General features: G+C 71.3%; 22 protein-coding genes. 16 read left to right on the forward strand and 6 right to left on the reverse strand.

Going from position 1 to position 20,884, the window contains the following annotated elements; all coding sequences use genetic code 11:
* Positions 1 to 284: 284 nt before the first annotated feature.
* Together C1A38_RS27120 and C1A38_RS27125 are read left to right on the forward strand one after the other, a co-directional pair.
* Positions 285 to 1,697 (forward strand): hypothetical protein, encoded by a 1,413-nt coding sequence (locus tag C1A38_RS27120; RefSeq protein ID WP_233197044.1) that lies wholly within the window; start codon positions 285 to 287, stop codon positions 1,695 to 1,697.
* A 224-nt stretch (positions 1,698 to 1,921) separates the two neighbouring features.
* Complete coding sequence (locus C1A38_RS27125; RefSeq protein ID WP_102660549.1) at positions 1,922 to 2,800, forward strand: SigB/SigF/SigG family RNA polymerase sigma factor; 879 nt, start codon at positions 1,922 to 1,924, stop codon at positions 2,798 to 2,800.
* Between the two features lie 167 nt (positions 2,801 to 2,967).
* Here C1A38_RS27125 and ctaD read toward each other — a convergent pair whose 3' ends face one another.
* The 3 genes from ctaD to C1A38_RS27140 all read right to left on the reverse strand — a co-directional run bounded on the left by ctaD (position 2,968) and on the right by C1A38_RS27140 (position 6,797).
* The gene (ctaD, locus tag C1A38_RS27130; RefSeq protein WP_102660550.1) at positions 2,968 to 4,974 is read right to left on the reverse strand and encodes an aa3-type cytochrome oxidase subunit I; all 2,007 of its coding nucleotides are present in this window, start codon (positions 4,972 to 4,974) and stop codon (positions 2,968 to 2,970) included.
* An 86-nt stretch (positions 4,975 to 5,060) separates the two neighbouring features.
* Positions 5,061 to 5,789 carry an ATP-binding protein gene (locus C1A38_RS27135; protein ID WP_102660551.1) on the reverse strand — a complete coding sequence of 243 codons (729 nt, stop codon included), beginning with the start codon at positions 5,787 to 5,789 and terminating at the stop codon, positions 5,061 to 5,063.
* A gap of 81 nt (positions 5,790 to 5,870) precedes the next feature.
* Positions 5,871 to 6,797 (reverse strand): glucosyl-3-phosphoglycerate synthase, encoded by a 927-nt coding sequence (locus C1A38_RS27140; protein WP_502696957.1) that lies wholly within the window; start codon positions 6,795 to 6,797, stop codon positions 5,871 to 5,873.
* Positions 6,798 to 7,188: 391 nt separating this feature from the next.
* Here C1A38_RS27140 and secA2 point away from each other — a divergent pair, with 391 nt between their 5' ends.
* The 4 genes from secA2 (at position 7,189) to C1A38_RS27160 (ending at position 11,945) form a co-directional block, all read left to right on the forward strand.
* A complete protein-coding gene (gene secA2 / locus C1A38_RS27145; RefSeq protein WP_102660553.1) occupies positions 7,189 to 9,483 on the forward strand; it encodes an accessory Sec system translocase SecA2 in 2,295 nt (764 codons plus the stop codon).
* Between the two features lie 206 nt (positions 9,484 to 9,689).
* The gene (locus C1A38_RS27150) at positions 9,690 to 10,430 is read left to right on the forward strand and encodes a GAF and ANTAR domain-containing protein (protein ID WP_102660554.1); all 741 of its coding nucleotides are present in this window, start codon (positions 9,690 to 9,692) and stop codon (positions 10,428 to 10,430) included.
* Positions 10,431 to 10,507: 77 nt separating this feature from the next.
* On the forward strand, positions 10,508 to 11,062 hold the full coding sequence (locus C1A38_RS27155) for a DUF2231 domain-containing protein (protein WP_102660555.1): 555 nt from the start codon (positions 10,508 to 10,510) through the stop codon (positions 11,060 to 11,062).
* Positions 11,063 to 11,189: 127 nt separating this feature from the next.
* Positions 11,190 to 11,945, forward strand: coding sequence for a class I SAM-dependent methyltransferase (locus C1A38_RS27160; RefSeq protein WP_102660556.1), 756 nt, complete (start codon positions 11,190 to 11,192; stop codon positions 11,943 to 11,945).
* 74 nt (positions 11,946 to 12,019) lie between these two features.
* On the opposite strand, the gene C1A38_RS27165 is transcribed toward C1A38_RS27160, so the two are convergent.
* Positions 12,020 to 12,412: an ankyrin repeat domain-containing protein gene (locus C1A38_RS27165; protein ID WP_102660557.1), complete on the reverse strand. Its 393-nt coding sequence runs from the start codon at positions 12,410 to 12,412 to the stop codon at positions 12,020 to 12,022.
* A 224-nt stretch (positions 12,413 to 12,636) separates the two neighbouring features.
* Here C1A38_RS27165 and C1A38_RS27170 point away from each other — a divergent pair, with 224 nt between their 5' ends.
* The 8 genes from C1A38_RS27170 to C1A38_RS27210 all read left to right on the forward strand — a co-directional run bounded on the left by C1A38_RS27170 (position 12,637) and on the right by C1A38_RS27210 (position 17,942).
* Positions 12,637 to 13,101, forward strand: coding sequence for a cysteine dioxygenase (locus C1A38_RS27170; protein WP_102660558.1), 465 nt, complete (start codon positions 12,637 to 12,639; stop codon positions 13,099 to 13,101).
* 37 nt (positions 13,102 to 13,138) lie between these two features.
* Positions 13,139 to 13,630, forward strand: coding sequence for a rhodanese-like domain-containing protein (locus tag C1A38_RS27175; protein WP_102660559.1), 492 nt, complete (start codon positions 13,139 to 13,141; stop codon positions 13,628 to 13,630).
* Positions 13,631 to 13,762: 132 nt separating this feature from the next.
* Complete coding sequence (locus tag C1A38_RS27180) at positions 13,763 to 14,203, forward strand: winged helix-turn-helix domain-containing protein (protein WP_199180346.1); 441 nt, start codon at positions 13,763 to 13,765, stop codon at positions 14,201 to 14,203.
* Positions 14,204 to 14,463: 260 nt separating this feature from the next.
* Positions 14,464 to 15,075 carry a winged helix-turn-helix domain-containing protein gene (locus tag C1A38_RS27185; RefSeq protein WP_102660561.1) on the forward strand — a complete coding sequence of 204 codons (612 nt, stop codon included), beginning with the start codon at positions 14,464 to 14,466 and terminating at the stop codon, positions 15,073 to 15,075.
* Between the two features lie 57 nt (positions 15,076 to 15,132).
* Positions 15,133 to 15,774 (forward strand): nucleoside/nucleotide kinase family protein, encoded by a 642-nt coding sequence (locus tag C1A38_RS27190; RefSeq protein WP_102660562.1) that lies wholly within the window; start codon positions 15,133 to 15,135, stop codon positions 15,772 to 15,774.
* A 122-nt stretch (positions 15,775 to 15,896) separates the two neighbouring features.
* Positions 15,897 to 16,295, forward strand: a complete 399-nt coding sequence (locus tag C1A38_RS27195; protein ID WP_102660563.1) for a TraR/DksA family transcriptional regulator — start codon at positions 15,897 to 15,899, stop codon at positions 16,293 to 16,295.
* Between the two features lie 43 nt (positions 16,296 to 16,338).
* Positions 16,339 to 17,214, forward strand: coding sequence for a DUF72 domain-containing protein (locus tag C1A38_RS27200; protein ID WP_102660564.1), 876 nt, complete (start codon positions 16,339 to 16,341; stop codon positions 17,212 to 17,214).
* 299 nt (positions 17,215 to 17,513) lie between these two features.
* The gene (locus C1A38_RS27210; protein ID WP_013734372.1) at positions 17,514 to 17,942 is read left to right on the forward strand and encodes a DUF2267 domain-containing protein; all 429 of its coding nucleotides are present in this window, start codon (positions 17,514 to 17,516) and stop codon (positions 17,940 to 17,942) included.
* 84 nt (positions 17,943 to 18,026) lie between these two features.
* Here the strand turns inward: C1A38_RS27210 and C1A38_RS27215 are convergent, their stop codons facing one another.
* Positions 18,027 to 18,773 carry a PIG-L deacetylase family protein gene (locus C1A38_RS27215; protein WP_102660566.1) on the reverse strand — a complete coding sequence of 249 codons (747 nt, stop codon included), beginning with the start codon at positions 18,771 to 18,773 and terminating at the stop codon, positions 18,027 to 18,029.
* Between the two features lie 252 nt (positions 18,774 to 19,025).
* On the opposite strand from C1A38_RS27215, the gene C1A38_RS27220 reads away from it, so the two are divergent.
* Positions 19,026 to 19,268 (forward strand): hypothetical protein, encoded by a 243-nt coding sequence (locus tag C1A38_RS27220; protein ID WP_102660567.1) that lies wholly within the window; start codon positions 19,026 to 19,028, stop codon positions 19,266 to 19,268.
* A gap of 9 nt (positions 19,269 to 19,277) precedes the next feature.
* Positions 19,278 to 20,540, forward strand: coding sequence for a cupin domain-containing protein (locus tag C1A38_RS27225; protein WP_102660568.1), 1,263 nt, complete (start codon positions 19,278 to 19,280; stop codon positions 20,538 to 20,540).
* Here the strand turns inward: C1A38_RS27225 and C1A38_RS27230 are convergent.
* Positions 20,537 to 20,734 (reverse strand): GNAT family N-acetyltransferase, encoded by a 198-nt coding sequence (locus tag C1A38_RS27230; RefSeq protein ID WP_233197045.1) that lies wholly within the window; start codon positions 20,732 to 20,734, stop codon positions 20,537 to 20,539. The two genes, C1A38_RS27225 and C1A38_RS27230, sit on opposite strands and share 4 nt — an antisense overlap.
* Positions 20,735 to 20,884 lie beyond the last annotated feature (150 nt).

Consider the following 20,884-nt stretch of genomic DNA (forward strand, 5'->3'; position numbering starts at 1 on the left):
GGGTCAGGCGGTGGAGGTCGCGGGGGAAGGGGGCCCATCGCCCCCACACCCCCTCTACGCGGCGATCTTGCACTTGTGGTCGCCTTTTCGCGTCATTCACACCCTTTATCCCGACACAAAGTGCATGATCGCCGCATAGAGGGGGGTGCGGGGAGGGGTTTGTCGGTGTTGTCGGGAACGGTCAAGATCAGATGGTTGGTGTCGGTCGGTGGGGGGATGCCCTGTTTAACCGGCAAGTGGGCGGGAAGCCCGGCTGCGTGAGCGAACGGGGCAGCGTGGGGCCGGTGCGTAAGGTGCGCCGGGAAATCACGGCGAGGGGCGCCGGATTGACCGGCGACCGGATCGTCGCGACGGGCAGTACCGCCCGGATCCTCGTCGCGGCCATCGCGCGTGCCCTGCGCGGGGCGGACTGCGCCGATATCAGTCATGTGGGGCCGGCGTCGCGGTTCGTCGGCACTCCCGATCCGGTCCGTCGGGCGGTGGCCATCCGCTCGGCCGGTCGGGTCGCCCTGACTGCGGGGCAGGCGGCGGAACTGGACGCGGCCCAGGTCGCCGAGTGGTTCGTCGGGCAGTATCCGAGCGGTCGCTATCCGGGCGTGTTGCTGGGCTCGCCGCACGGTGCCGCCGCACACCTGGCGGTGGCGCTCGGGGTGCCGTGGCTGCCCGCCGGGTTCGAGATGACCGCGCACTGGCCGAAGGGGTCCGTGGATCGGCCCCTCGCCGCCCTGGACCACGGTGCCGGGCTCGCCGGTCGGATGCTCGCCGGCAACCCTGACCTGCACCTACGGCAGGTGCACTGCCCGGCCAGCCGTGGTGCCCTGGCCGCGGCGACGGTGGCGCTGGCCGGGCGGTGGCACCGGCTGCCGCAGGCGTACCGGCGCTTTCTCGCCGACCGGCTGGAACCAGGTGCCCCGGTGGTGGTGCTGCGCGACACGCGGACCTGGCCGGTGTACGAGGCCGCCGACGGACACAGCTTCCAGGTGGGCTGCCCGGCGAGTGGACTCGATCCGGTGGACTTCCACCCCGACAGTCACACCCTGCGTCAGGTGCTGCGTTCCGCCGGCGGCGACGGGGCGCACTGGGAACCGCCGGAGATCTCCACGCCGCCAGGGGTCGCCGAGCACGGGGTGGAGTCCGGTTTCGACCGCGACGTCGCGCAGTGGGCGACCCGCGAGGGACATCCCCTGCGCCAGGTCGCCGTTCCCGCGCCGGCCGCGTTGAGCGCGGCCACCGCCGACCTGTACCGCCGCTGGCTACGGGCCGCCGGTAAGACCGGGAACCGGCTGGTGGTCGAGTGCGGCCGGCTGCTCGACCCCTGGCAGGTGATCCGCGCCGGCCTGGTGCCGTACTGGTGCGAGAACGCGACCCGCCGGTGCGTCGAGCAGGCCGAGTGGTGGTTGGCCGGCAGCGAAGCGTTCAGCTCGGTGGACGTCCTGCCGGAGCCGCCGGGTGTCCGGTCACCGGCGCTCGCCGGGCTGCCGCAGTGGCTGGCCGTCGCCGGCTTCGGACACCGCCGTCGGGCCCTGGACCGCTCGGCGGCCCGGGGGTACCCGGTCACCTCCGTACCCACCCGCCGGGCCACCGAGGTGCTCCGTGCCCAGCCGTACGACCTGCCCACCCCGCCGCGGATCGAGGTGACGGACGCCCTCGCCGCGTTGCGGGACAGCGGCGCCCCGCACGGCCTGCTGGTCTGTTGACACCGGGCTGGCGAAACATCCTCGCGAAGCCGCGATCCCGTGATTGAGTACCTACGGAGCGGGAACACCGCCGGCTGCGACAGGCTGATCACCTTGGCGTGGCACGGCGCCGACGCCCGTTTCGCATCCCAGTCATGTAACCCACTGAGCCGGCCTGTGCGTGTCCACGCACGGGGTCCGGCGCCGGCCGAATCCGGGCGGGGTCCTTCCTGAGGGAGGCGCGGATGTTCGGACAGACCACCACGACCACACCACCATCCACCGATCGAGGTCTGGAGGACCTCGACGCGGCGGCACTGGCGTACGCGGCACGGATCGCGGGAATGCCACCGGAACGCCGCCACGAGGCGCGCGACGACCTGGTGCGTTTCGCCTTGCCGTTCGCCGGGCGCCTGGCGCGCCGCTACCGGGGGCGCGGTGAGCCGCTGGAGGATCTGGAACAGGTGGCCCGATTGGGTCTGGTCAACGCGGTTGACCGGTACGACCCGGAACGGGGCTCGTTCACCGCGTACGCCGCGATCACCATCGTGGGCGAGATCAAACGGCATTTCCGGGACCGCACCTGGGGTGTGCACGTGCCACGCCGGCTGCGTGACCTGATCCTGGAGGTCGGACAGGCGACCGCGGCGCTGACCAGCGAGCTGTCCCGGGCACCGACGGTCGCCGAGCTGTCCAAGCGGCTGGACACACCGCAGGAGGAGATCCTCGCCGCCTTGGAGTCGGCTGCCGGCTACAGCCCGGCGTCGCTGAACGCGCCGGTGGGCGGGGAGAGTTCCGCCGAGTTCGGTGACCTGGTGGGGGAGTCGGACATCGCGCTGGAATCGGTCGACGACCGGGTCACGGTCAGCGGGCTGTTGCACCGGCTACCCTGGCGGGAGCGGCGGATCCTGGCCATGCGGTTCTACGGCAACCAGACCCAGGCGGAGATCGCCGCCCGGTTCGGCATCTCCCAGATGCACGTGTCGCGGTTGCTGTCGCGGGCGTTGACCTGGCTGCGTCAGGCGATGCTCGCCGACGCGCCGCCGCCGTGGCAGAACGGGGCCGCCGAGTCCGAGTCGACGACGGCGAACCAGTCACGACCAGCCTCCGCGCGGGCCCGCTGACCACACACTGGACGCACGCGCTGACCACGGGACGCACGCGCTGACCGCAGGACGCACGCGCTGACCGCAGGACGCACGCGTCGACTGACCACAGGACGCAGCCGGGGCGGCACCGATCGGTGCCGCCCCGGTCGTTCGTACCTACCGGATCAGGTCGTACCCCCGGATCAGTTCTCCGGGGTGTCGCCTCCGCTGCGCGGATGCCGCCACCGGTCGTCGCCGGCCTCCGAGCGACGCTCGGCGCCCAGTGGGTTGCCCTCCGGTTCGTCGGTGTCGTCGAAGCTGGGCCGGCGCACGTCCTGCGGGTCCGGCACCTCGACCGGTCGGGCCCCGGACTGTGGCGCCGGGTGGTAGGCGGTGGCTTCCGGCGCGCCGTGCGCCCCCTCGGCGCTCGGCGACTCGCGGTGGTGCTTCTCGCGGTGCAGCTCGTCGCGTAAACCCTGCGGGGGTCTCGTGGTCCGCTGCGGCAGGTCCCGACCCAGGTCGGAGACCAGCTCACCGTACTTGGCGTCGAACGCCGGGCGCTCGGACCGGATCCGGGGCATCCGGTCGAAGTTGCGCAGCGGTGGCGGGCAGGTGGTGGCCCACTCCAGCGAGTTGCCGAAGCCCCACGGGTCGTCCACCGTGACCTGGGCACCGAATCGCCATGATTTCCAGGCGTTCCAGATGAAGAACAGGGTGGATGCGCCGAGCACGAAGGAGAAGATGCTGGAAATCGTGTTCAGCGTGGTGAAGCCGTCGCTGGGCAGATAGTCGGCGTACCGGCGGGGCATGCCCTCGTTGCCCAGCCAGTGCTGCACCAGGAAGGTGCCGTGGAAGCCGATGAACATGGTCCAGAAGTGCAGCTTGCCGAGCCGTTCGTCGAGCAGCCGCCCGGTCATCTTCGGCCACCAGAAATAGAAGCCGCCGAAGAGGGCGAACACCACCGTGCCGAACAGCACGTAGTGGAAGTGCGCCACCACGAAGTAGCTGTCGTGGGTGTGGAAGTCGGCCGGCGGGCTGGCCAGCAGTACGCCGGTGAGTCCACCCAGCAGGAAGGTCACCAGGAAGCCGATGGCGAACAGCATCGGCGTCTCGAAGGTGATCTGTCCTTTCCACATCGTGCCGATCCAGTTGAAGAACTTGACCCCGGTCGGTACGGCGATGAGGTAACTGAGGATGGCGAAGAACGGCAGCAGCACCTGGCCGGTGGTGAACATGTGGTGCGCCCACACCGTCATCGACAACACGGTGATCGCGGCGGTGGCCAGCACCAGACCGGTGTAGCCGAACAGCGGCTTGCGGGAGAAGACCGGGATGATCTCGGTGATGATGCCGAAGAACGGCAACGCGATGATGTAGACCTCGGGATGGCCGAAGAACCAGAACAGGTGCTGCCACAGCATCGGCCCGGCGGTGGCGGGGCTGTAGACGTGCGCGTCCAGCAGCCGGTCGGCGCTCAACGCCAGCAGCGCGGCGGCCAGCAGCGGGAAGACCAGGATCACCAGCACGCTTGTGAACAGCATGTTCCAGGTGAAGATCGGCATCCGGAACATGGTCATGCCGGGTGCCCGCAGGGTCAGGATCGTGGTGATCAGGTTGACCGCGCCGAGGATGGTGCCCAGACCGGAGACGACCAGGCCGATCACCCACATGTTCGCCCCGACGCCAGGGGAGTGTTGGGCGGTGCTCAGCGGCGTGTACGCGGTCCACCCGAAGTCGGCGGTGCCCTGCGGGGTGAGGAATCCACCGATGACCATCAGCCCGCCGAACAGGTACAGCCAGTAGGCCAGGGCGTTCAGCCGGGGAAAGGACACGTCCGGCGCGCCGATCTGGATCGGCACGATGTAGTTGCCGAACCCGAACGCCGCCGGGGTGGCGAACAGCAGCAGCATCACCGCGCCGTGCGAGGTGAACAACTGGTTGTACTGCTCGGGGGCGAGGAACTGCATGCCCGGCCGGGCCAGCTCTGCACGGATCAGCATCGCCTCGATCCCGGCCACCACGAAGAAGCCGAACGAGGTCATCAGGTAGAGCAGGCCGATCTGTTTGTGATCGGTGGTGGCCAGGAACCGGAGCAGCTTGCTGCCGGGCAGCGGCTTGTTCAGGGAGCCGGGATAGCCGCCGAACCTGGCCGGTGCGAGGATGGCCGGCCCCCGATCCTGTCCGGTTTCGGTGGGTACCCGCTTGGGCATCAGTTCTCACCCCGCTGACGACGGAAAGGACGGGCGTGACTACCCGACCTTCCGACCATGTAACCAGGCGACAGCGGTAATTTCGGTCAATTCGCCGGTAGTGTTGCCCAGACGGCCTTTCCGTCACCGGCCGGCGCGCTACCCCACCGCGCGGCAAGTTCGCGCACCAGCAGCAGGCCCCGACCGCCCTCGTCGTGCTCACCGGGCCGGCCGGGCTCGGCCGCCGCGGGGCTGCCGTCCACCACGGTCAGGTGCAGCCACGGCCGGCGCAGCGTCACGGTCACCTGCATCGGGGTGCCGGCGTGCCGGACCACGTTGCCGACCAGCTCGCTGAGCACCACCGAGGCCGGTTCGACAGCCGCCGGCAGGTCCCACCGTGCGCAGGCGTCGGCCACCAGCTCCCGGGCGCGCCGGCAGGCCGCCGCGACCGGTTCGAGTCGGACCCGCATCCGAGGTACGGCCGAGGCGTCGGCCACCCGGGCCGCCTCGTCGCAGTCGTGGCGCACCGGCACCACCCGCACGGCGGTGGAGGCGGCCAGCGACGCGGCCGGATGCGGATGCGGCGCGCAGATCACCAGCGGCACCACCGGCCAACCCTCGGCCCGGCGCGCCGCCGCGGCGAACACCGCCACGGCCAACTGGTCGTGCACGGTCAGCCCGGTCAGGTCGACCACGAGCGCATCGGGCTGGGCGGCCAGGCAGCGCTCCAGCACGGCGTACACCTGGCGGGTGGTGGTCAGGTCGAGGCCGCCGGCGACGCGGACGACGGTGACCGGGGTCGCGTCGTCCACATCGCAGGTGATCCGGCTCGTCATCTCCGCCCTCTTCCGCCGGTGTCGCAGAGCTGCCAACTACCCGGCGTCCGGCCGGCCGAAACAGCCCGCGCTGCCGGCTGGTCAGGCCGCGGCGACCCGACGGCGCGGCAGCCGGTGCCGCAGTTCGGCAAGCGGCGGACGCTCCTCGACGGTCACGTCGCTGACCACGATCTCCCGGTCGAGGTTCGGCAGCGCCTCGGAGCCACCCCGGCGGAACTGAGTCAGCAGGGCGCTGGGCAGCACATCCGGGCTGGCCCAGCCCCGCCGCTGCAACCGCGACCAGACGGTGAGCATGATCTGTGCGGACATCCGGCCCAGCGCCGCGGTGTCCTGGTGGCGGTGCTTGCGCTCGCCCAGGTCGACCTGGGCCAGCGCGTCCAGGCCGACGAGTTCGAGCAGATCGATGAGCATGGCGGTCTCGACGCCGTAGCCGGAGACGAACGGCACCTGCGCCAGCACCTCGCGGCGGCCCGCGTACTCACCGGCAAGCGGCTGGACGAAACCGGCCAGTTCCGGCCAGAACAGGTTGAGCATGGGACGGGCCATCAGCTCCGTCACCCGGCCCCCACCGTCGGCCTCCACCCCGGTCGTGCCGATCAGCGGCCGATGGTAGAAGCCCTTCACGAAATCCACCGACGGGTCGGTGAGCAGCGGGCCGAGCAGCCCGGTGACGAAGTGCGGGCGGAACTCCCGCAGGTCGGCGTCGACGAAGGCCACCACGTCGCCCTCGGCGGCGGCCAGGCCGGCCCACAGCGCGTCGCCCTTGCCGGTCAGCCGCGGCAGACCGTGGGTCATCGCGTCCTGGCTGACCACCTCCGCGCCCGCGGCCCGGGCCACCTGCGCGGTCCGGTCGGTCGAACGGGAGTCCACCACGATCAACTCGTCGACCAGCGGCACCCGGTCCACCAGGTGCTCGCGGATGGTCGACACGATCGCCCCGACGGTGGCCTCCTCGTTGTGGGCCGGCAACACCACGCTGACCCGGCTGTCCCCCTTCGCCCGCAGCAGCCGTCGGGTCGGCCAGTCGGCGGCGGAGCTGGTCCGATAGGTGGCCCAGGCCTCGACCACCGGCGAGACCGCAGATTCGGTGTTCCGCACAGGCACCCCCATCGCGCCGAAGACCGGGAGTGGGATTTCCCGGCACCCGGCTAGCTAACCGGATCGATCCCACCAGCTTGATCACGGCCCTGAACCGGGCACGTTCCCGGTTGATGAACGTTTGATTGCGGTGCTGCCACCGCGAAGCTTCGGCCCTGCTCATCGAACCATCCCGGCGGCCCCGGCAGTCGATCACGGCACCGGTCGGCGGTGCGGCGGGACGGCCCGGCAGACAGCGCGGAACGGAAGGCACGCCGGGGAGGGCGCGAAAGGAGCCTTCGGTCGCGTACCGTTGCCGCTCATGGGTGTGTCGCAACGGTTGAAGACCAGGTTCCGCCGGTTCCTCCAGCGCCCGGGGACCACGGTAGATCTGGCCCCGCTGGAGAAGCTGCTGCCGGCCATCGAGGCCCGCGAGGAGAAGGTTCAGGCCTTCGACGACGCGGAGCTGACCGAGGCGGCAGGGGTGGCCTCGACCTACGAGGAGATCTGTGCGCTCGGCCGTGAGGCCGCCCGCCGCGGGCTCGACCAACGGCCGTACGACGTGCAGCTGCTCGGCGCGATGTCGCTGCTGTCCGGCAAGGTCGCCGAGATGGCCACCGGTGAGGGCAAGACGCTGACCGCGGCGATCGCCGCGTACGGGCACGTCCGGCTCGGCAACGGCCCGGTGCACGTGCTCACCGTCAACGACTACCTGGCCCGCCGCGACGCCCAGTGGATGGAGCCGGTCTACACCCTGCTCGGGCTCACCGTCGGCTGGGTCAACGAGGCGTCGACCCCGGCGGAGCGGCGCGCCGCGTACGCCTGCGACGTGACCTACGTGGCGGTCAGCGAAGCCGGTTTCGACTTCCTGCGCGACCAGCTCGTCACCGACGTGGCCGACCGGGTCCAGCCGGCGCTGCGCACCGCGATCGTCGACGAGGCGGACTCGATCCTGATCGACGAGGCCCGGGTGCCGATGGTCCTCGCCGGCTCGGTCGCCAGCGAGCAGGACCCGGTGCACGCCGCCGCCGCGCTGGTGCGCGGCCTGCGCAAGGGCAAGCACTACACGGTGGCCGAGGACGGCCGCAGTGTCGCCTTCACCTCCGCCGGCCTGGCCGCCGTCGAGGCCAAGCTCGGCATCGACCTGTACGACGAGGAGAACGTCGAGCAGCTCTCCGCGGTCAACGTGGCGTTGCACGCGCACGCCCTGCTGCACCGCGACGTCGACTACATCGTCCGCGACGGCACCGTCGAGTTGATCGACGAGATGCGCGGCCGGGTGGCCCAGCGCCGCCGCTGGCCCGACGGGCTCCAGGCGGCGGTCGAGGCCAAGGAGGGCCTGGACGCCACCGCCGAGGGTGAGGTGCTGGGCACCATCGCCGTGCAGGCGTACATCGGTCTCTACCCGACCGTGTGCGGCATGACCGCCACCGCCGTGCTGGTCGGTGACCAGCTGCGGGAGTTCTTCGGGCTGGAGGTCGCGGTGATCCCGCCGAACACCCCGTGTGTACGGGTGGACGAGCCGGACCGCATCTACGCCACCCGGGCGGAGAAGGAGGAGGCGCTGATCGACGAGATCCAGCGCTGCCACGCCGCCGGGCGGCCGGTGCTGGTCGGCACCCTGGACGTCAAGGAGTCCGAACAGTTGGCCGCCGGGCTCAACGCCGTCGGGGTGCCCTGCGTGGTGCTCAACGCCAAGAACGACGACGAGGAGGCGGCGATCATCGCCGAGGCCGGTGCCCACGGCGCGGTGACCGTCTCCACCCAGATGGCCGGCCGGGGCGTGGACATCCGGCTCGGCGGCAGCGACCAGGTCGACCGGGAGCAGGTCGCCGAACTCGGCGGCCTCTACGTCATCGGCAGCGGCCGGCACGACAGCCGCCGGGTCGACGACCAGCTGCGCGGGCGGGCCGGCCGGCAGGGTGACCCGGGTGGTTCGGTCTTCTTCGTCAGCCTGGAGGACGACCTGGTCGTGCGGCACGCCGGCGACACCGTTCCGCCGTCGCCCCGGATGAACGCCGACGGTCTGGTCACGGACCCGCAGGTCGACTACGCCGTGGAGCACGCCCAGCGGGTCGCCGAGGGCGTCAACCACGAGATCCACCGCAACACCTGGCGCTACAGCGTGGTGATCGAGCAGCAGCGCAAGGCGCTGGCCGAGCGTCGGGAACGACTGCTGACCAGCGACGTCGCGGCGCTGATGCTGCTGGACAAGATGCCGGAGAAGGCCGGCGAGATGGACGAGGACCTGCTCGCCCGGGTGGCCCGGTCGATCGCCCTCTACCACCTCGACCGGCTCTGGGCCGACCACCTGGCCGAGCTGTCGGAGGTCCGCGAGGGCGTACACCTGCGCGCCCTGGGCCGACTGGACCCGCTGGACGAGTTCCACCGGTCGGCCGTGCCGGCCTTCACCAACCTGGTCCCGGAGATCGAGGCGCGCACCCTGGCCACCTTCACCGAGACCGAGTTCGACGAGGACTGGCAGCCGGACGCGGCGGAGCTGGTCCGGCCGAGCGCCACCTGGACCTACCTGGTGCACGACAACCCGTTCGGCTCCGAGCTGGACCGGCTGATCGCCTCGGTCGGTCGGCGGCTCAGCGGGGGCGGCGGGCGCTGACCCGTACCCACTGATCCGGTCGCGGCCCCTCCCAGCGGTACCCGTACCCTGGGAGGGGCCCCGCTTTGCACCGTTTCGACCGTTGTTGCAGCGGGTAGTAGGGCGGGTCGTCACGTCAGGGCTGCCGTCGGAGCTGCCCTCGTGCCCGGCCGTAGCGAGGAGGAGACCGTGAGGACGCTGACCAGGCGTACGGGGGCTTCGGGTCGGTGAACCTGGAAACGAGTCCACCGTTGGCGGAGACCCTCGGTGTGCTGGAGACGGCGGCCCTGTTGCGGGAACTGACCGCCGGGTTGATCGCCTTGGACGACTTCGACGAGGCGCTGTCCGCCCTGGTGCGCATCACCCGGGACGCCATCGCGGGGGTCAACTGGTGCGGGTTCACCGCCCTGCGGGCCGGTGAAGCGGCCGGAGTGGCCGCCTCCGACGCGCCGATGAGCGGGCTGGACGACCTGCGCTACGGCGCGGACACCCCGGCGATGGACGCGATCCGGCTGCGGGAGATGGTCCGCGCGGAGAACCTCGCCACCGAACGCCGCTGGCCGGACTGGACGGCCCGGGCCGGGGAGTTCGGCGTACTCGGGGTGATCTCCGCACCGGTCGACGTCGACGAGCAGGTGATCGGCGCGATCAACCTCTACGCCAGCCGGCCGGACGAGCTGACCACCGGCCACCAGCTCACCGCCATGCTCCTCGCCGAACACGCCGGCCTGCTGCTCGCCGCCGTACGGGACCGGCAGCGCCGCAGCGCGCAGGCCGACGCCCAGGACGTCGCGTTGCTCGGTGACGGCGTGATCGGCCAGGCCATCGGGGTGATCATGACGCAGCGCGGCTGCCCGCCGGAGGACGCCCTCGAGGTGCTGCGCAGTGCGGCATCGTCGTTGTCGATCCCACTGCGGCAGGTGGCCGAGCGGCTGGTCAGCACCGTCTCCCGACCACGAGACAACTGAGCAGCGCTCTCGTTTCGCCGCGGTGGCACCCGGGTAGCACCCTGGACTGGTGAGCTGATTCCAATCCAGGGGGACCGATGCAGAGCCGACTGCGGGTGCAGGGGCACCCCATTCAACCGATGCTTGTGACGTTCCCGTACGGGCTCTTCGTCTGCGCGACCATCTTCGACTTCGCCCAGGTGGTCGGCGGCCCCGCCCTACTCGGCGAGGTCGGCTACTGGACGGTGGTGGCCGCTCTGGTGGCGGCGGGACTGACCACGATGGCCGGCATGGTCGACCTGTGGGACGTGCCGCCGGACCGGACCCGTCGCACCGCGATCAGCTTCAACCTCGTCAACGCCGGGATGGCCGGGCTGTTCCTGCTCTCCTGCCTGGTACGGGCGGACGCGCCGAACCGGGGCGCCACCGCCGTACTGCTCGTCGTCGAGCTGCTCGCGCTGGCCGTCGGCGGTCTCGGCGTGGCGCTGGGCGCGCGGCTGATGCGCCACTACGAGCCCGGTCGGGCCGAGCCGACCAGCTTCGACGCCCTCCGCGGCACCGGCAGGCCGCGCAGCGCCGCCGCGCCCCGTGGTGCCGCCGTCCTGGGTGGCGTCGACGCCCGGAACGTCGAGATCGTCCGCCCCCGCCCGTAGCGCGCTGCGCCCGGTCCTTGAACGCGGCTTGGTCGTGAACGCGGCCGGGCCGTGAACGCGGCCGGGTCCTGAATGCGGCCGGGAAAAGGCGTTGCCACAGTCGAGGCATGCCGGAGAAGCTGAGCCCGTGTCCGGGGAAGCGAGCTTCGACGAGTTGGTCGCCGACGGTGCCGCCGCGTCGGTCGATGGCTGGGCCTTCGACTGGCTCGCCGGGCGGGCCACCGAGGAGCGCCCACCCTGGGGGTACGCCCGCCTGATGGCGGCGCGGATGGCGACCGTCGACGCGGCGCTGGACATCGACACCGGCGGGGGAGAGGTGCTCGCCGAGGTACCCCACCCGCCCCGGCTGCTGGTGGCGACCGAGGCGTGGCCGCCGAACGTGCAGGTGGCTCGGGCCAGGCTCCGCCCGATCGGGGCGAGCGTGGTCGCGGTGAGCCCTGATGCGCCATTGCCGTTGCGCAGCGACACCTTCGACCTGGTGGTCAGCCGGCATCCGGTACGCACCGACTGGCCCGAGGTGGCGCGCGTGCTGCGGCCCGGTGGCACGTTCCTGTCCCAGCAGATCGGGCCGGGCACCGTACGCGAACTCAGCGAGGCGATCCTCGGGCCGCTGCCGCCACCGGCCCACCGGCACCCGGAGCAGGCGGTCGCCGACGCCGAGGCGGCCGGGCTGACCGTTGTCGACCTGCGTACGGCCACCCTGCGTACCGTGTTCCACGACGTCGGCGCCGTGGTCTGGTTCCTGCGCAAGGTGATCTGGACGGTGCCCGGCTTCACGGTTGCGGCGCACCGGCCGGCGCTGGCCCGGCTGCACGAGCGCATCCGCACCGAAGGCCCGTTCGTCGCCCACGCCCAACGTTTCCTCATCGAGGCCCGGCGCTAGCCCGGCACCGACGGACGGGGACAGGGCTCAGTCGGTCATAAATCAGCCGCGTTGATCAGGGTCAGCCGCGTTGGTCAAGCGGGGCGCAGCAGGGTGAGCATCTCCGACAGGTCGAAGAACTGGGCGGTTTCGACGGCGGACGGGTTGCCGTGGTCGGGGTCTGCGCCGGCGGTGAGCAGGGCGCGTACCGCGTCACCGCTGCTGCGGAAGACCGCCGCGGCCAAGGCGGTCTGGCCCCGGTCGTTGGTCCGGGTGTGGTCGGCGCCCCGATCGAGCAGCGCGGCCACCGTCTCCGGGTGGGCGTGGTACGCCGCCAGGATCAGTAGCGTGTCGCCCTTCTCGTTGGTCAGGTTGACCGGCAGCCCCGCATCGACGTATCCGGCCAGTTCGGCGGTCGCGCCGTCGCGCGCCAGGTCGAACATCCGGTGCGCGAACTCCAGGGTCTCGGCGTCGAGTTCCTCGCTCACCGGCTCAGGCTAGTCGGCGTCGGCACCCTCCCTCATCCCGAGTGGACGCAAGGTCGCGCTCGATCCGGGATCGAGTGGCCCCGGTCGCGCCACCAAGCCACTCGATCCCGGATCGAGCGCGATCATGAAGGAGTGTCCCAACATGTAAGATTACCTACTAAGCCTATAGGGTTTACCGCCTAGGCTGGTGGGTGACCACAGCCGTTGAACCTCGTGAGGAAGTCATGCGCGCTCAGCCTGTCTCCGAGCGGTCGGACCTGCTCGCCGTCGCCCGGCGCTGGGCCGGCGACCCGGCGAGCTGGCCGGTGCCGCTGCGCTTCGACCCGGCCAGTCGGTGGTACGCCCGGCTCGCCGCCGACGACGACCACGAGGTGTGGGCGTTGAGTTGGCTGCCCGGTCAGGGCACCGATCTGCACGACCACGGGGGCTCGTCCGGTGCCTTTCTGGTCGCCTCGGGGGTGCTGACCGAGGAGACGGTCAGTGGCGGGCGGCTGCGCCCGCATCTGCTCGACGCCGGCTCCGGCCGCCGCTTCGGCCCTCGACACGTGCACGTGGTGACCAACCGGCACGCCGAACCGGCGGTCAGCGTGCACGTCTACCGCCCGGCCCTGCGTCGGATGACCCGCTACCACCTCGACGAGGGTCGGCTGAGGGTTGCCGAGGTGGCCGAGGCCGGCGTGGCATGGTGAACCCCCCTGGCGCCAGCCGACACACCTGGAAGGAACGATGATGCCGCAGACCGACCCCGCCGCCCACTGTCCGGTACCGCCGCCGGGCTCCCGGGGGATCGACGAGATCCTCCGCGCCGCCCGGGCCCGGCTGGACCGCCTCGACCCGGAGCAGGCGCACCTGGCGTACCGGGCGGGGGCGCTGCTTGTCGACATCCGGCCGGCCGCGCAACGGGCCGCGCACGGGACGGTGCCCGGCTCCCTCGCCGTCGAGCGCAACGTGCTCGAGTGGCGCTTCGACCCGCGTTGCCCAGCCCGGCTGCCGCAGGCGGTCGGCTACGACCTGCCCGTGGTGGTGCTCTGTCAGGAGGGCTACACCTCGTCCCTGGCCGCCGCGTCGTTGCAGGATCTCGGCCTGTTCCGGGCCACCGACGTGATCGGTGGCTTCGCCGCCTGGCGGATCGCCGGCCTGCCGGTGCTGGGCCCCACCCCACCGATCCGCCCGTCCACTCCCGCGCCCCCGGCGACCGCCGGTCGGGTGTCCCACTGATCAGCCACGCCCACCCGGCGTGGCGGAGTCCCCCAGGAGGCCGCCGTGTCCGTCGTCGCCATCAGCCCGCGCCCACACCCGTCCGGCCGTACCAGCCGTAACCGCCTCGTCCGGCGGCGCGCCAACCCGACCCTGACCATCACCGTCGACCTTGCCGCCGCAGCGACGAGCCCGCGACTGAATCGGCTGCTGGAACTGCTCGGCGAACTGGCCGCCTCGGGCGAGGGAAGGCTGTCACACGACGCCGCCGACCACCCGCCGATCACGGCTGATCCGAGCGTCATCCGCATCCTCACCGGACCCCGCAGCGTCCAGCAGGGCGACCGGGTGGTCCCGCTGACCCGGATCGAGTACGACCTGCTGCTGTTCATGGCCGAGCGGCCCCGGCGGGTCTTCACCCGGCTCCAGTTGCTCAACCAGGTCTGGGGTTACGACCACGCGGTGGCGCGCACCGTCGACGTGCACGTCCGTCGGTTGCGCGCCAAGCTCGGTGTCGACACGCCGTTGCTGACCACCGTCCACGGTGTCGGCTACCGCCTGGCCGACGAGGCCCGGGTGAGCGTCGAACGCTGATTTCCGCCGCGGTGGGCCGTGCCACGCCGTCCCGCACGAAAGGTGAACTCCGGTGTCGACCCCCCGTATCGGGTCAAGTTGGCGACTCTGCTGTAATCATCTGGCCTCGTACGCAGAGCGAGCATCCGGCTCCGAAGTGTCGGTCAATTGTCACATTCACACAACGCAGCCGCCCCTTGACCCGCACACCGACGCCGGGAAGCATCGATAGAGCGGCGTCCCGGGGCCGTGGGGAAAACCCGGACCAGCCTAGGAGGACCATGTCGGTCAGCCCCGCTTCGTCGCGCGCCGGATGGCATACGTCCCAACCAGCGGTCCCCGGTCGGCCACCGGGCGGCCAACGCCGTCCGACCAGCACAGCCGCTCCGGTCATCACCGTCACCCTGTCGATTCCGCTGGCCTGTGAGGAGTCGCTGACACCGGCCGCGCGTCAGCTGCTGGAGGCGGCCCGGGAGCTGCTGGAGCACGGCGAGGGCACGATCATCAGCGGTGGCCCGGTGGTGCCCGAGCGGCGCACCGAGGTCGTGCCGGCGGGGCGGACACCGGCCCGGCCGCTCGCGCCGACCATCCCGAGCCTGCACATTCTGGCCTCCTCACGATCGGTGCTGCGCGACGGCGAGCCACTGCCGCTGACCCGGCTCGAATTCGACCTGCTGCTGCATCTGGTGGTGCATCCGCGCCGGGTGTTCACCCGGCTCCAGCTGCTCAACGCGGTCTGGGGTTACGAACACGCGGGGGTGCGTACGGTCGACGTGCACGTGCGCCGGCTGCGCGGCAAGGTCGGGGTGGACGTACCCCTGGTCACCACGGTCTACGGCGTCGGCTACCGGCTGGCCGACGAGGCCCGGGTCACCCTCGACCAGACCGGCTGAGCGCTCGCGTCGGGCGGTCGGCGGCGGTGACGGTCGGACGCCGGGCACGATTGTCGGATGCGTGTGCGTCCCATCTCACCGCAGCGACTGGTCACCGAACTGGCGCAGCGACTCGCCGACACCGAGTCGGCGGCGCGGCTGCGGGTCGCTGTGGACGGTCCCGCCGCCGCCCGTCCCGAGGAGTTGGCCGCCGCCCTGGTCGACCCGCTGCGGGCGTACGGCCGTCCGACCCGGCACATCCGCACCGACGATTTCCTGCGCCCGGCGTCCGTACGCCTGGAACATGGCCGGACCAACCCGGACGCCTACTACGAAGGCTGGGTCGACGAGGCCGGGCTACGTCGGGAGGTGCTCGACCCGGCGGGGCCGGCGGGTGACGGGCGGATCCTGCCCTCGCTCTGGGATGCCCGGGCCGACCGGGCCAGCCGGGCGGCGTACGTCGAGGTGCCGCCCGGCGGGGTGGTCTTGATCAGTGGCGCCTTCCTGCTCGGCGGAGGATTGCCCTTCGACGTCACCGTGCATCTGGAGATGTCCGCTGCCGCGCTGAGTCGACGTACCGCTGCCGAACTGGCCTGGACCCTGCCCGCGTACGCCCGGTACGCCGAGGAGGTCGCACCGGCCACCTTCGCCGATCTGGTGATCCGGGTGGACGACCCGCGTCACCCGGCGATCGTGGAATCCGCCGACGACCCGGTTTGATCCCCGGGAAGCGGGGGTAATCGCGGGGCTCACAGCGCCCGGGTGATCACCCGCCTGGGCGGTATGACCGGGTGGGGTGGTCCCGCCCGTGATGACGATGATGCCCAGGAAGGCAGGCAGCCATGCTCGTCCACGACACGGTCGGCACGGGCCGATCCCAGGCGGAGATCGACCAGATTCGACTCTCCCTTCAGGCCCGCTACGCCGAACTGTCCGAGGAGTACGAGCAGGCCGTGCAGCAGAGCCAGGTGCTCCGGCTGGTCGAGGTCGGCGACACCGCGGGCGACGACCAGGCCGACAGCGGCACCAAGACCGCCGAGCGGGACACCGCGCAGTCGCTGCTGCGCACCATCCTGGACCGGCGGGCGCAGTTCGAGCATGCGCTGACCCGGCTCGACGAGGGCACCTACGGCTTCTGCGAGGGCTGCTCGGCTCCCATTCCGGTGGAACGACTGGAGATCTTCCCGTCGGCGACCACCTGTGTGACGTGCAAGCAGACCCGGGAGCGTCGGGCCGCTTGAGCCGCAGGTTGCCGGTCGGTCCGGGACGCGGTGCACTTCACCCATGGGCGAGATCGCAGTGGGTACCGCCTCCTGGACCGACCGTACGCTGCTCGACTCGGGGTGGTACCCGCAGACGGCGGACACGCCGGAGAAGCGGCTGGCCTACTACGCCCGGCAGTTTCCGCTCGTCGAGGTCGACGCCACCTACTACTCGCCGCCGGCCGAACGCACCGCCGGGCTCTGGGCCGAACGCACCCCGCCCGGCTTCACCTTCAACATCAAGGCGTTCAGCCTGCTCACCGGCCACCCCACCAAGGTCAGTGCGATCTACAAGGACCTGCGGCCGGAGACCGACAAACGCAACCTCTACCCGGACGACCTGCCGCCGCAGGCGTACGAGGAGGTCTGGACCCGGTTCCTCAGCGCCCTGGACCCGCTGGTCGAGGCGGGCAAGCTCGGCGCGCTGCTGTTCCAGTTCCCGCCCTGGTTCACCATTCGCCGGGACAACAAGCAGTACCTGCTGGAGGTGACCCGGCGCTGCGCGCCGCTGCGTCCGGTATTCGAGTTCCGGCACGCCTCCTGGTTCGACGGGGACAACGCCACCGAGACCCTCGACTTCCTGCGCGAGCACCAGTTGGCGTACGTCGGCGTGGACATGCCGCAGGGGCACCGCTCGTCGGTTCCGCCGGTGCTGGCGGCCACCTCGGATCTCGCGGTGGTCCGCTTCCACGGCCACAGCGACAAGTGGACCAGTCGGGACATCCACGAGAAGTTCGGCTACCGCTACTCCAAGCGTGAACTGGCCGACTGGGCGCCCCGACTGCGCGAACTGGCCGACCAGACGCAGCAGACCCACGTCCTGATGAACAACTGTTACCGGGACTACGCCCAGGTCAACGCCCAGCAACTCCAGGCGCTGCTGACCGAGCCCGACTGAACCGCCCGCGCAACCGCTGTCATCTCACCCGCGCAGGGTGAGGATGGGTCACCTTCGACAGGCGGAAGGTGGTGGTAGCGGAGATCGTCCGCGCGAGACGACCGGAAGGTGGATGGCGATGACGGTGGTACTGCATCGACGGCGCGACGCCGTCCTGCGCGTCGTCGGGGACCGCGACCAGGCTCGACGGGCACCCCGCTTCGGGCGGGCCAGCCCGATCCGGCCACGGCCCGGTCCGACGGGTCCGCCGCGACGTCACGACGATCGACGCTGGGAGACCGACCTACGGGGGTGGACAGATGGCTGAGCAGTTCCAGTCGGCAATTGAGTCCTCGGTGGACAAGACCAACCTGATCCTCAAGGACATCGAGCAGGCGTACGGCTGGCCGAAGGCGCAGCGCAACCAGTCGTACGCGGCACTGCGCACCGTGCTGCACCTGCTGCGTGACCGGATGCCGGTGCAGGAGAGCGTGGAGTTCTCCGCGCAACTGCCGATGCTGGTGCGGGGCATCTACTTCGACGGCTGGCAGCCGGAGAACGTGCCGATCAAGCTCAACCGGGACGACTTCCTCTACGAGGTCCGGCAGGGCTTCCCCTACGACGCGGAGGGTGGCCCGCAGCGGGTGGTCCAGGTGGTGCTGGAAACCCTGCGTCGGCACATCACCCAGGGCGAATGGGACGACGTGCGGGCCACCATGCCCGACGACCTCGTCCAGATCATGCCCTGACCGTCGCGGGTTCGCGGCGCGCCGCCCGGCTCATCCGGACGGCGCGTCCGGCACCCCGGCCCAGCTCAGCCGTATCGACCCGGCCTACCAGAGGTCGAAGTGGAACACCTCGAACGAGGTGCCGTAGCGCACGCCCAGCCGGGTGCCGACCGGGCGGGCACCGCCCTCCAGGAACTCCTGCGCGTCGAAGCTGCCGTCACCCAGCCCGGTCAGGTACGCCTCGTGCGCCAGCAACGACGCCACACCCTTGTCGAACGTCTCGGTGGTGTCGACCCCGTGCTTCGATCGGGGCGAGGAAGCCGCCCAGACCTGGCGTACGCCGTTCCACGGCTCGACGCCGTCGATCAGCTGCTCCGGGAAGATCCACCGGTTGCCGGCGTCGCGTACCGCGTCCAGGGTGGCCCGCCCGACCGCGATGTGGTCGGCCTGGTTGAGGGTGAGCCCGCCGTCCCAGGTCTCCCGGAAGTTGTTGGTGATCACGATGTCCGGACGGTGTCGACGGACCACCGCGGCCAACTCCCGGCGCAGGGCCACGCCGTACTCCAGAATCCCGTCGGGCAGGCCCAGGAAGTCGACCGTGTCCACGCCGACCAGCGCGGCGGAGTCGCGTTGCTCCTGCTCGCGTACCTGTCGGGCGCGTGCCGGTGGCATCCCGTCGATGCCCGCCTCGCCGCTGGTGACCAGACAGTAGACCACCTGTTTGCCCTGTCCGGTCCAGCGCGCGACGGCGGCTGCGGCACCGAATTCGAGGTCGTCGGGATGAGCCACGATCGCCAGGGCGCGCTGCCAGTCCTCGGTCACCGGCTCCAGCGGTTCCAGTGCTTCGGTCATCGCCACCTCCGTTTTGATCGGCTCGGTCCCATCTTGTCACCGGGTCAGGCCCGCAGCAGCCCAGCGGCCTGGTGGCGGGAGACCACCGGGGTGGCATCGCCCGGTAGTGCCGAGCGCGGCGAAGCGGGCGTGTCGCGGGGCACCGGCGTCTACGGTGGGTTGCACTGGTTTAGAGAAGATCGCGCGCGGGGTACCACGCGCGGCACGGCACACCCCACCGATGGCGGGGTCGGGTTCATCCGAGGGAGCACGATGCCACTCAACGACGACGACATCCAGAGCACCAGCGGCGGCGGCCTGGAAGGCCCGGCCGACGGCGGCGCGACCCCCGGCCAGCACGACGGCGGCGCCGATGGCAGCGCCGAGGGTCCGGCCGATGGTGGTGCGATGCCGGGTCAGCACGACGGTGGTGCGGACGGCAGCGCCGAGGGTCCGGCCGATGGTGGCGCGACGCCGGGTCAGCACGACGGTGGCGCCGACGGTGCCGCCCGGTAGCCGAGCACGATGACGCAACTCGATCCGCCGGGCGGCACGGTCCGCCCGGCGGTGGCGTACCCGTCCGCGCTGGCGCGCTGTGTCAGCGTCGAGCCGGAGAAGTTCGCCACCGCCTACTGGGGACACACACCGCTGCTGTCCCGCGCCGCCGAGCTGCCCAACCCGGCCGGCTTCACCGACCTGCTCAGCCCGGACGACGCCGACGAACTGCTCAGCCGGCGTGGTCTGCGTACCCCGTTTCTGCGGGTTGCCAAGGACGGCCAGGTGCTGCCGGCGGCGCGCTACACCGGCGGCGGCGGGGCCGGCGCCGAGATCGGCGACCAGGTCCTCGACGAGAAGATCCTTCAGCTGTACGCCGGCGGCGCCACCCTGGTGCTTCAGGGTCTGCACCGCAACTGGCCACCACTTGTCGACTTCACCCGCGAGTTGAGCCTCGCGGTGGGGCAGCCGTTGCAGGTCAACGCCTACCTCACTCCGCCCGGCAGCCAGGGCTTCGCCACCCACTACGACACCCACGACGTGTTCGTGCTCCAGGTCGACGGGCGCAAACACTGGCGGATCCACCCGCCGGTGCTGCCCGACCCGCTGGAACGCCAACCGTGGGGCGGGCGGGCCGACGAGGTCACCGCCACCGCCCTGGGACCGGCCGCCCTGGACGTGGTGCTCGAACCGGGTGACGCGCTCTACCTGCCGCGCGGCTGGCTGCACAGCGCCCAGGCCCAGCAGTCCAGCTCGCTGCACCTCACCGTCGGCATCCGGGCACTGACCCGGTACGCCCTGGTCGAGGAGTTGCTCGCGCTGGCCACCGAGGACCGCCGGCTGCGGGCCACCCTGCCCTTCGGCATCGACCTGGCCGACCCCGAGGCGATCGAGCCGGAACTCACCGAGACCGTCGAGGCGCTGCGCGACTGGTTGTCGCACGCCGACCCGGCTGCGGTGGCGGGCCGGCTGCGGCAGCGGGCCTGGTCGGCGTCGCGTCCCGCCCCGATCCGTCCCCTGGCGCAGGCCGCCGCGCTGGCCACGTTGACCGTCGACAGTCACGTCACCGTCCGGCCGGGCCTGCGCTGGCAGCTCACCGCCACCGGTGACCAGGCCACCCTGCGCCTGTTCGACCGCACCATCACCCTGCCCGCGTACTGCGAACCCGCCGTACGCGCCCTGCTCACCGGCGAGATCACCCGCGTGGGTGACCTCCCCGCCCTGGACACCGACGCCGACCGCCTCACCCTCGCCCGCCGCCTCCTCCAGGAAGCCGCCCTGATCCCTGGCTAGGGTTCGGTGAGGGTGATCCGCCAATCGTTGCTGCGCATCAGGATGCCGCTGCCCGGCGGGTACTCGAAATCGCACGGGCCGAGGAGAGTGAAGCCGAGGCGACGGCAGAGTGCGTTGGAGGCGGCGTTCTCGACCGACGGGAACGCGTGCAGATGATCGGGTGCGTCACGGTGGCGGGCAGCCTCGCGCAGCATGCCGAACCTCCCCACCCTCTCCCCTCCCACCCCTCCCCGGCAGATCACGCGCCGATCTTGCACTTTCGGTCGCCGACTTGCCCCCGTATGCCCCTTTCGCGGCGACACAAAGTGCAAGATCGACGGGGCGCGGGGGTGGGGGCCGGGGCG

The organism is Verrucosispora sp. ts21 (genome assembly GCF_002879555.1).
In the GTDB taxonomy this organism is placed as follows: Bacteria; Actinomycetota; Actinomycetes; order Mycobacteriales; family Micromonosporaceae; genus Micromonospora; species Micromonospora gifhornensis.

Bases quoted from the DNA above. Each gene is read 5' to 3' on its own strand.
- C1A38_RS27125 (WP_102660549.1), top strand. From the start codon at position 1,922: ATGTTCGGACAGACCACCACGACCACACCACCATCCACCGATCGAGGT.
- ctaD (WP_102660550.1), bottom strand. From the start codon at position 4,974: ATGCCCAAGCGGGTACCCACCGAAACCGGACAGGATCGGGGGCCGGCC.
- C1A38_RS27135 (WP_102660551.1), bottom strand. From the start codon at position 5,789: ATGACGAGCCGGATCACCTGCGATGTGGACGACGCGACCCCGGTCACC.
- secA2 (WP_102660553.1), top strand. From the start codon at position 7,189: ATGGGTGTGTCGCAACGGTTGAAGACCAGGTTCCGCCGGTTCCTCCAG.
- C1A38_RS27155 (WP_102660555.1), top strand. From the start codon at position 10,508: ATGCAGAGCCGACTGCGGGTGCAGGGGCACCCCATTCAACCGATGCTT.
- C1A38_RS27170 (WP_102660558.1), top strand. From the start codon at position 12,637: ATGCGCGCTCAGCCTGTCTCCGAGCGGTCGGACCTGCTCGCCGTCGCC.
- C1A38_RS27175 (WP_102660559.1), top strand. From the start codon at position 13,139: ATGATGCCGCAGACCGACCCCGCCGCCCACTGTCCGGTACCGCCGCCG.
- C1A38_RS27185 (WP_102660561.1), top strand. From the start codon at position 14,464: ATGTCGGTCAGCCCCGCTTCGTCGCGCGCCGGATGGCATACGTCCCAA.
- C1A38_RS27190 (WP_102660562.1), top strand. From the start codon at position 15,133: ATGCGTGTGCGTCCCATCTCACCGCAGCGACTGGTCACCGAACTGGCG.
- C1A38_RS27195 (WP_102660563.1), top strand. From the start codon at position 15,897: ATGCTCGTCCACGACACGGTCGGCACGGGCCGATCCCAGGCGGAGATC.
- C1A38_RS27200 (WP_102660564.1), top strand. From the start codon at position 16,339: ATGGGCGAGATCGCAGTGGGTACCGCCTCCTGGACCGACCGTACGCTG.
- C1A38_RS27210 (WP_013734372.1), top strand. From the start codon at position 17,514: ATGGCTGAGCAGTTCCAGTCGGCAATTGAGTCCTCGGTGGACAAGACC.
- C1A38_RS27215 (WP_102660566.1), bottom strand. From the start codon at position 18,773: ATGACCGAAGCACTGGAACCGCTGGAGCCGGTGACCGAGGACTGGCAG.
- C1A38_RS27220 (WP_102660567.1), top strand. From the start codon at position 19,026: ATGCCACTCAACGACGACGACATCCAGAGCACCAGCGGCGGCGGCCTG.
- C1A38_RS27225 (WP_102660568.1), top strand. From the start codon at position 19,278: ATGACGCAACTCGATCCGCCGGGCGGCACGGTCCGCCCGGCGGTGGCG.
- C1A38_RS27230 (WP_233197045.1), bottom strand. From the start codon at position 20,734: ATGCTGCGCGAGGCTGCCCGCCACCGTGACGCACCCGATCATCTGCAC.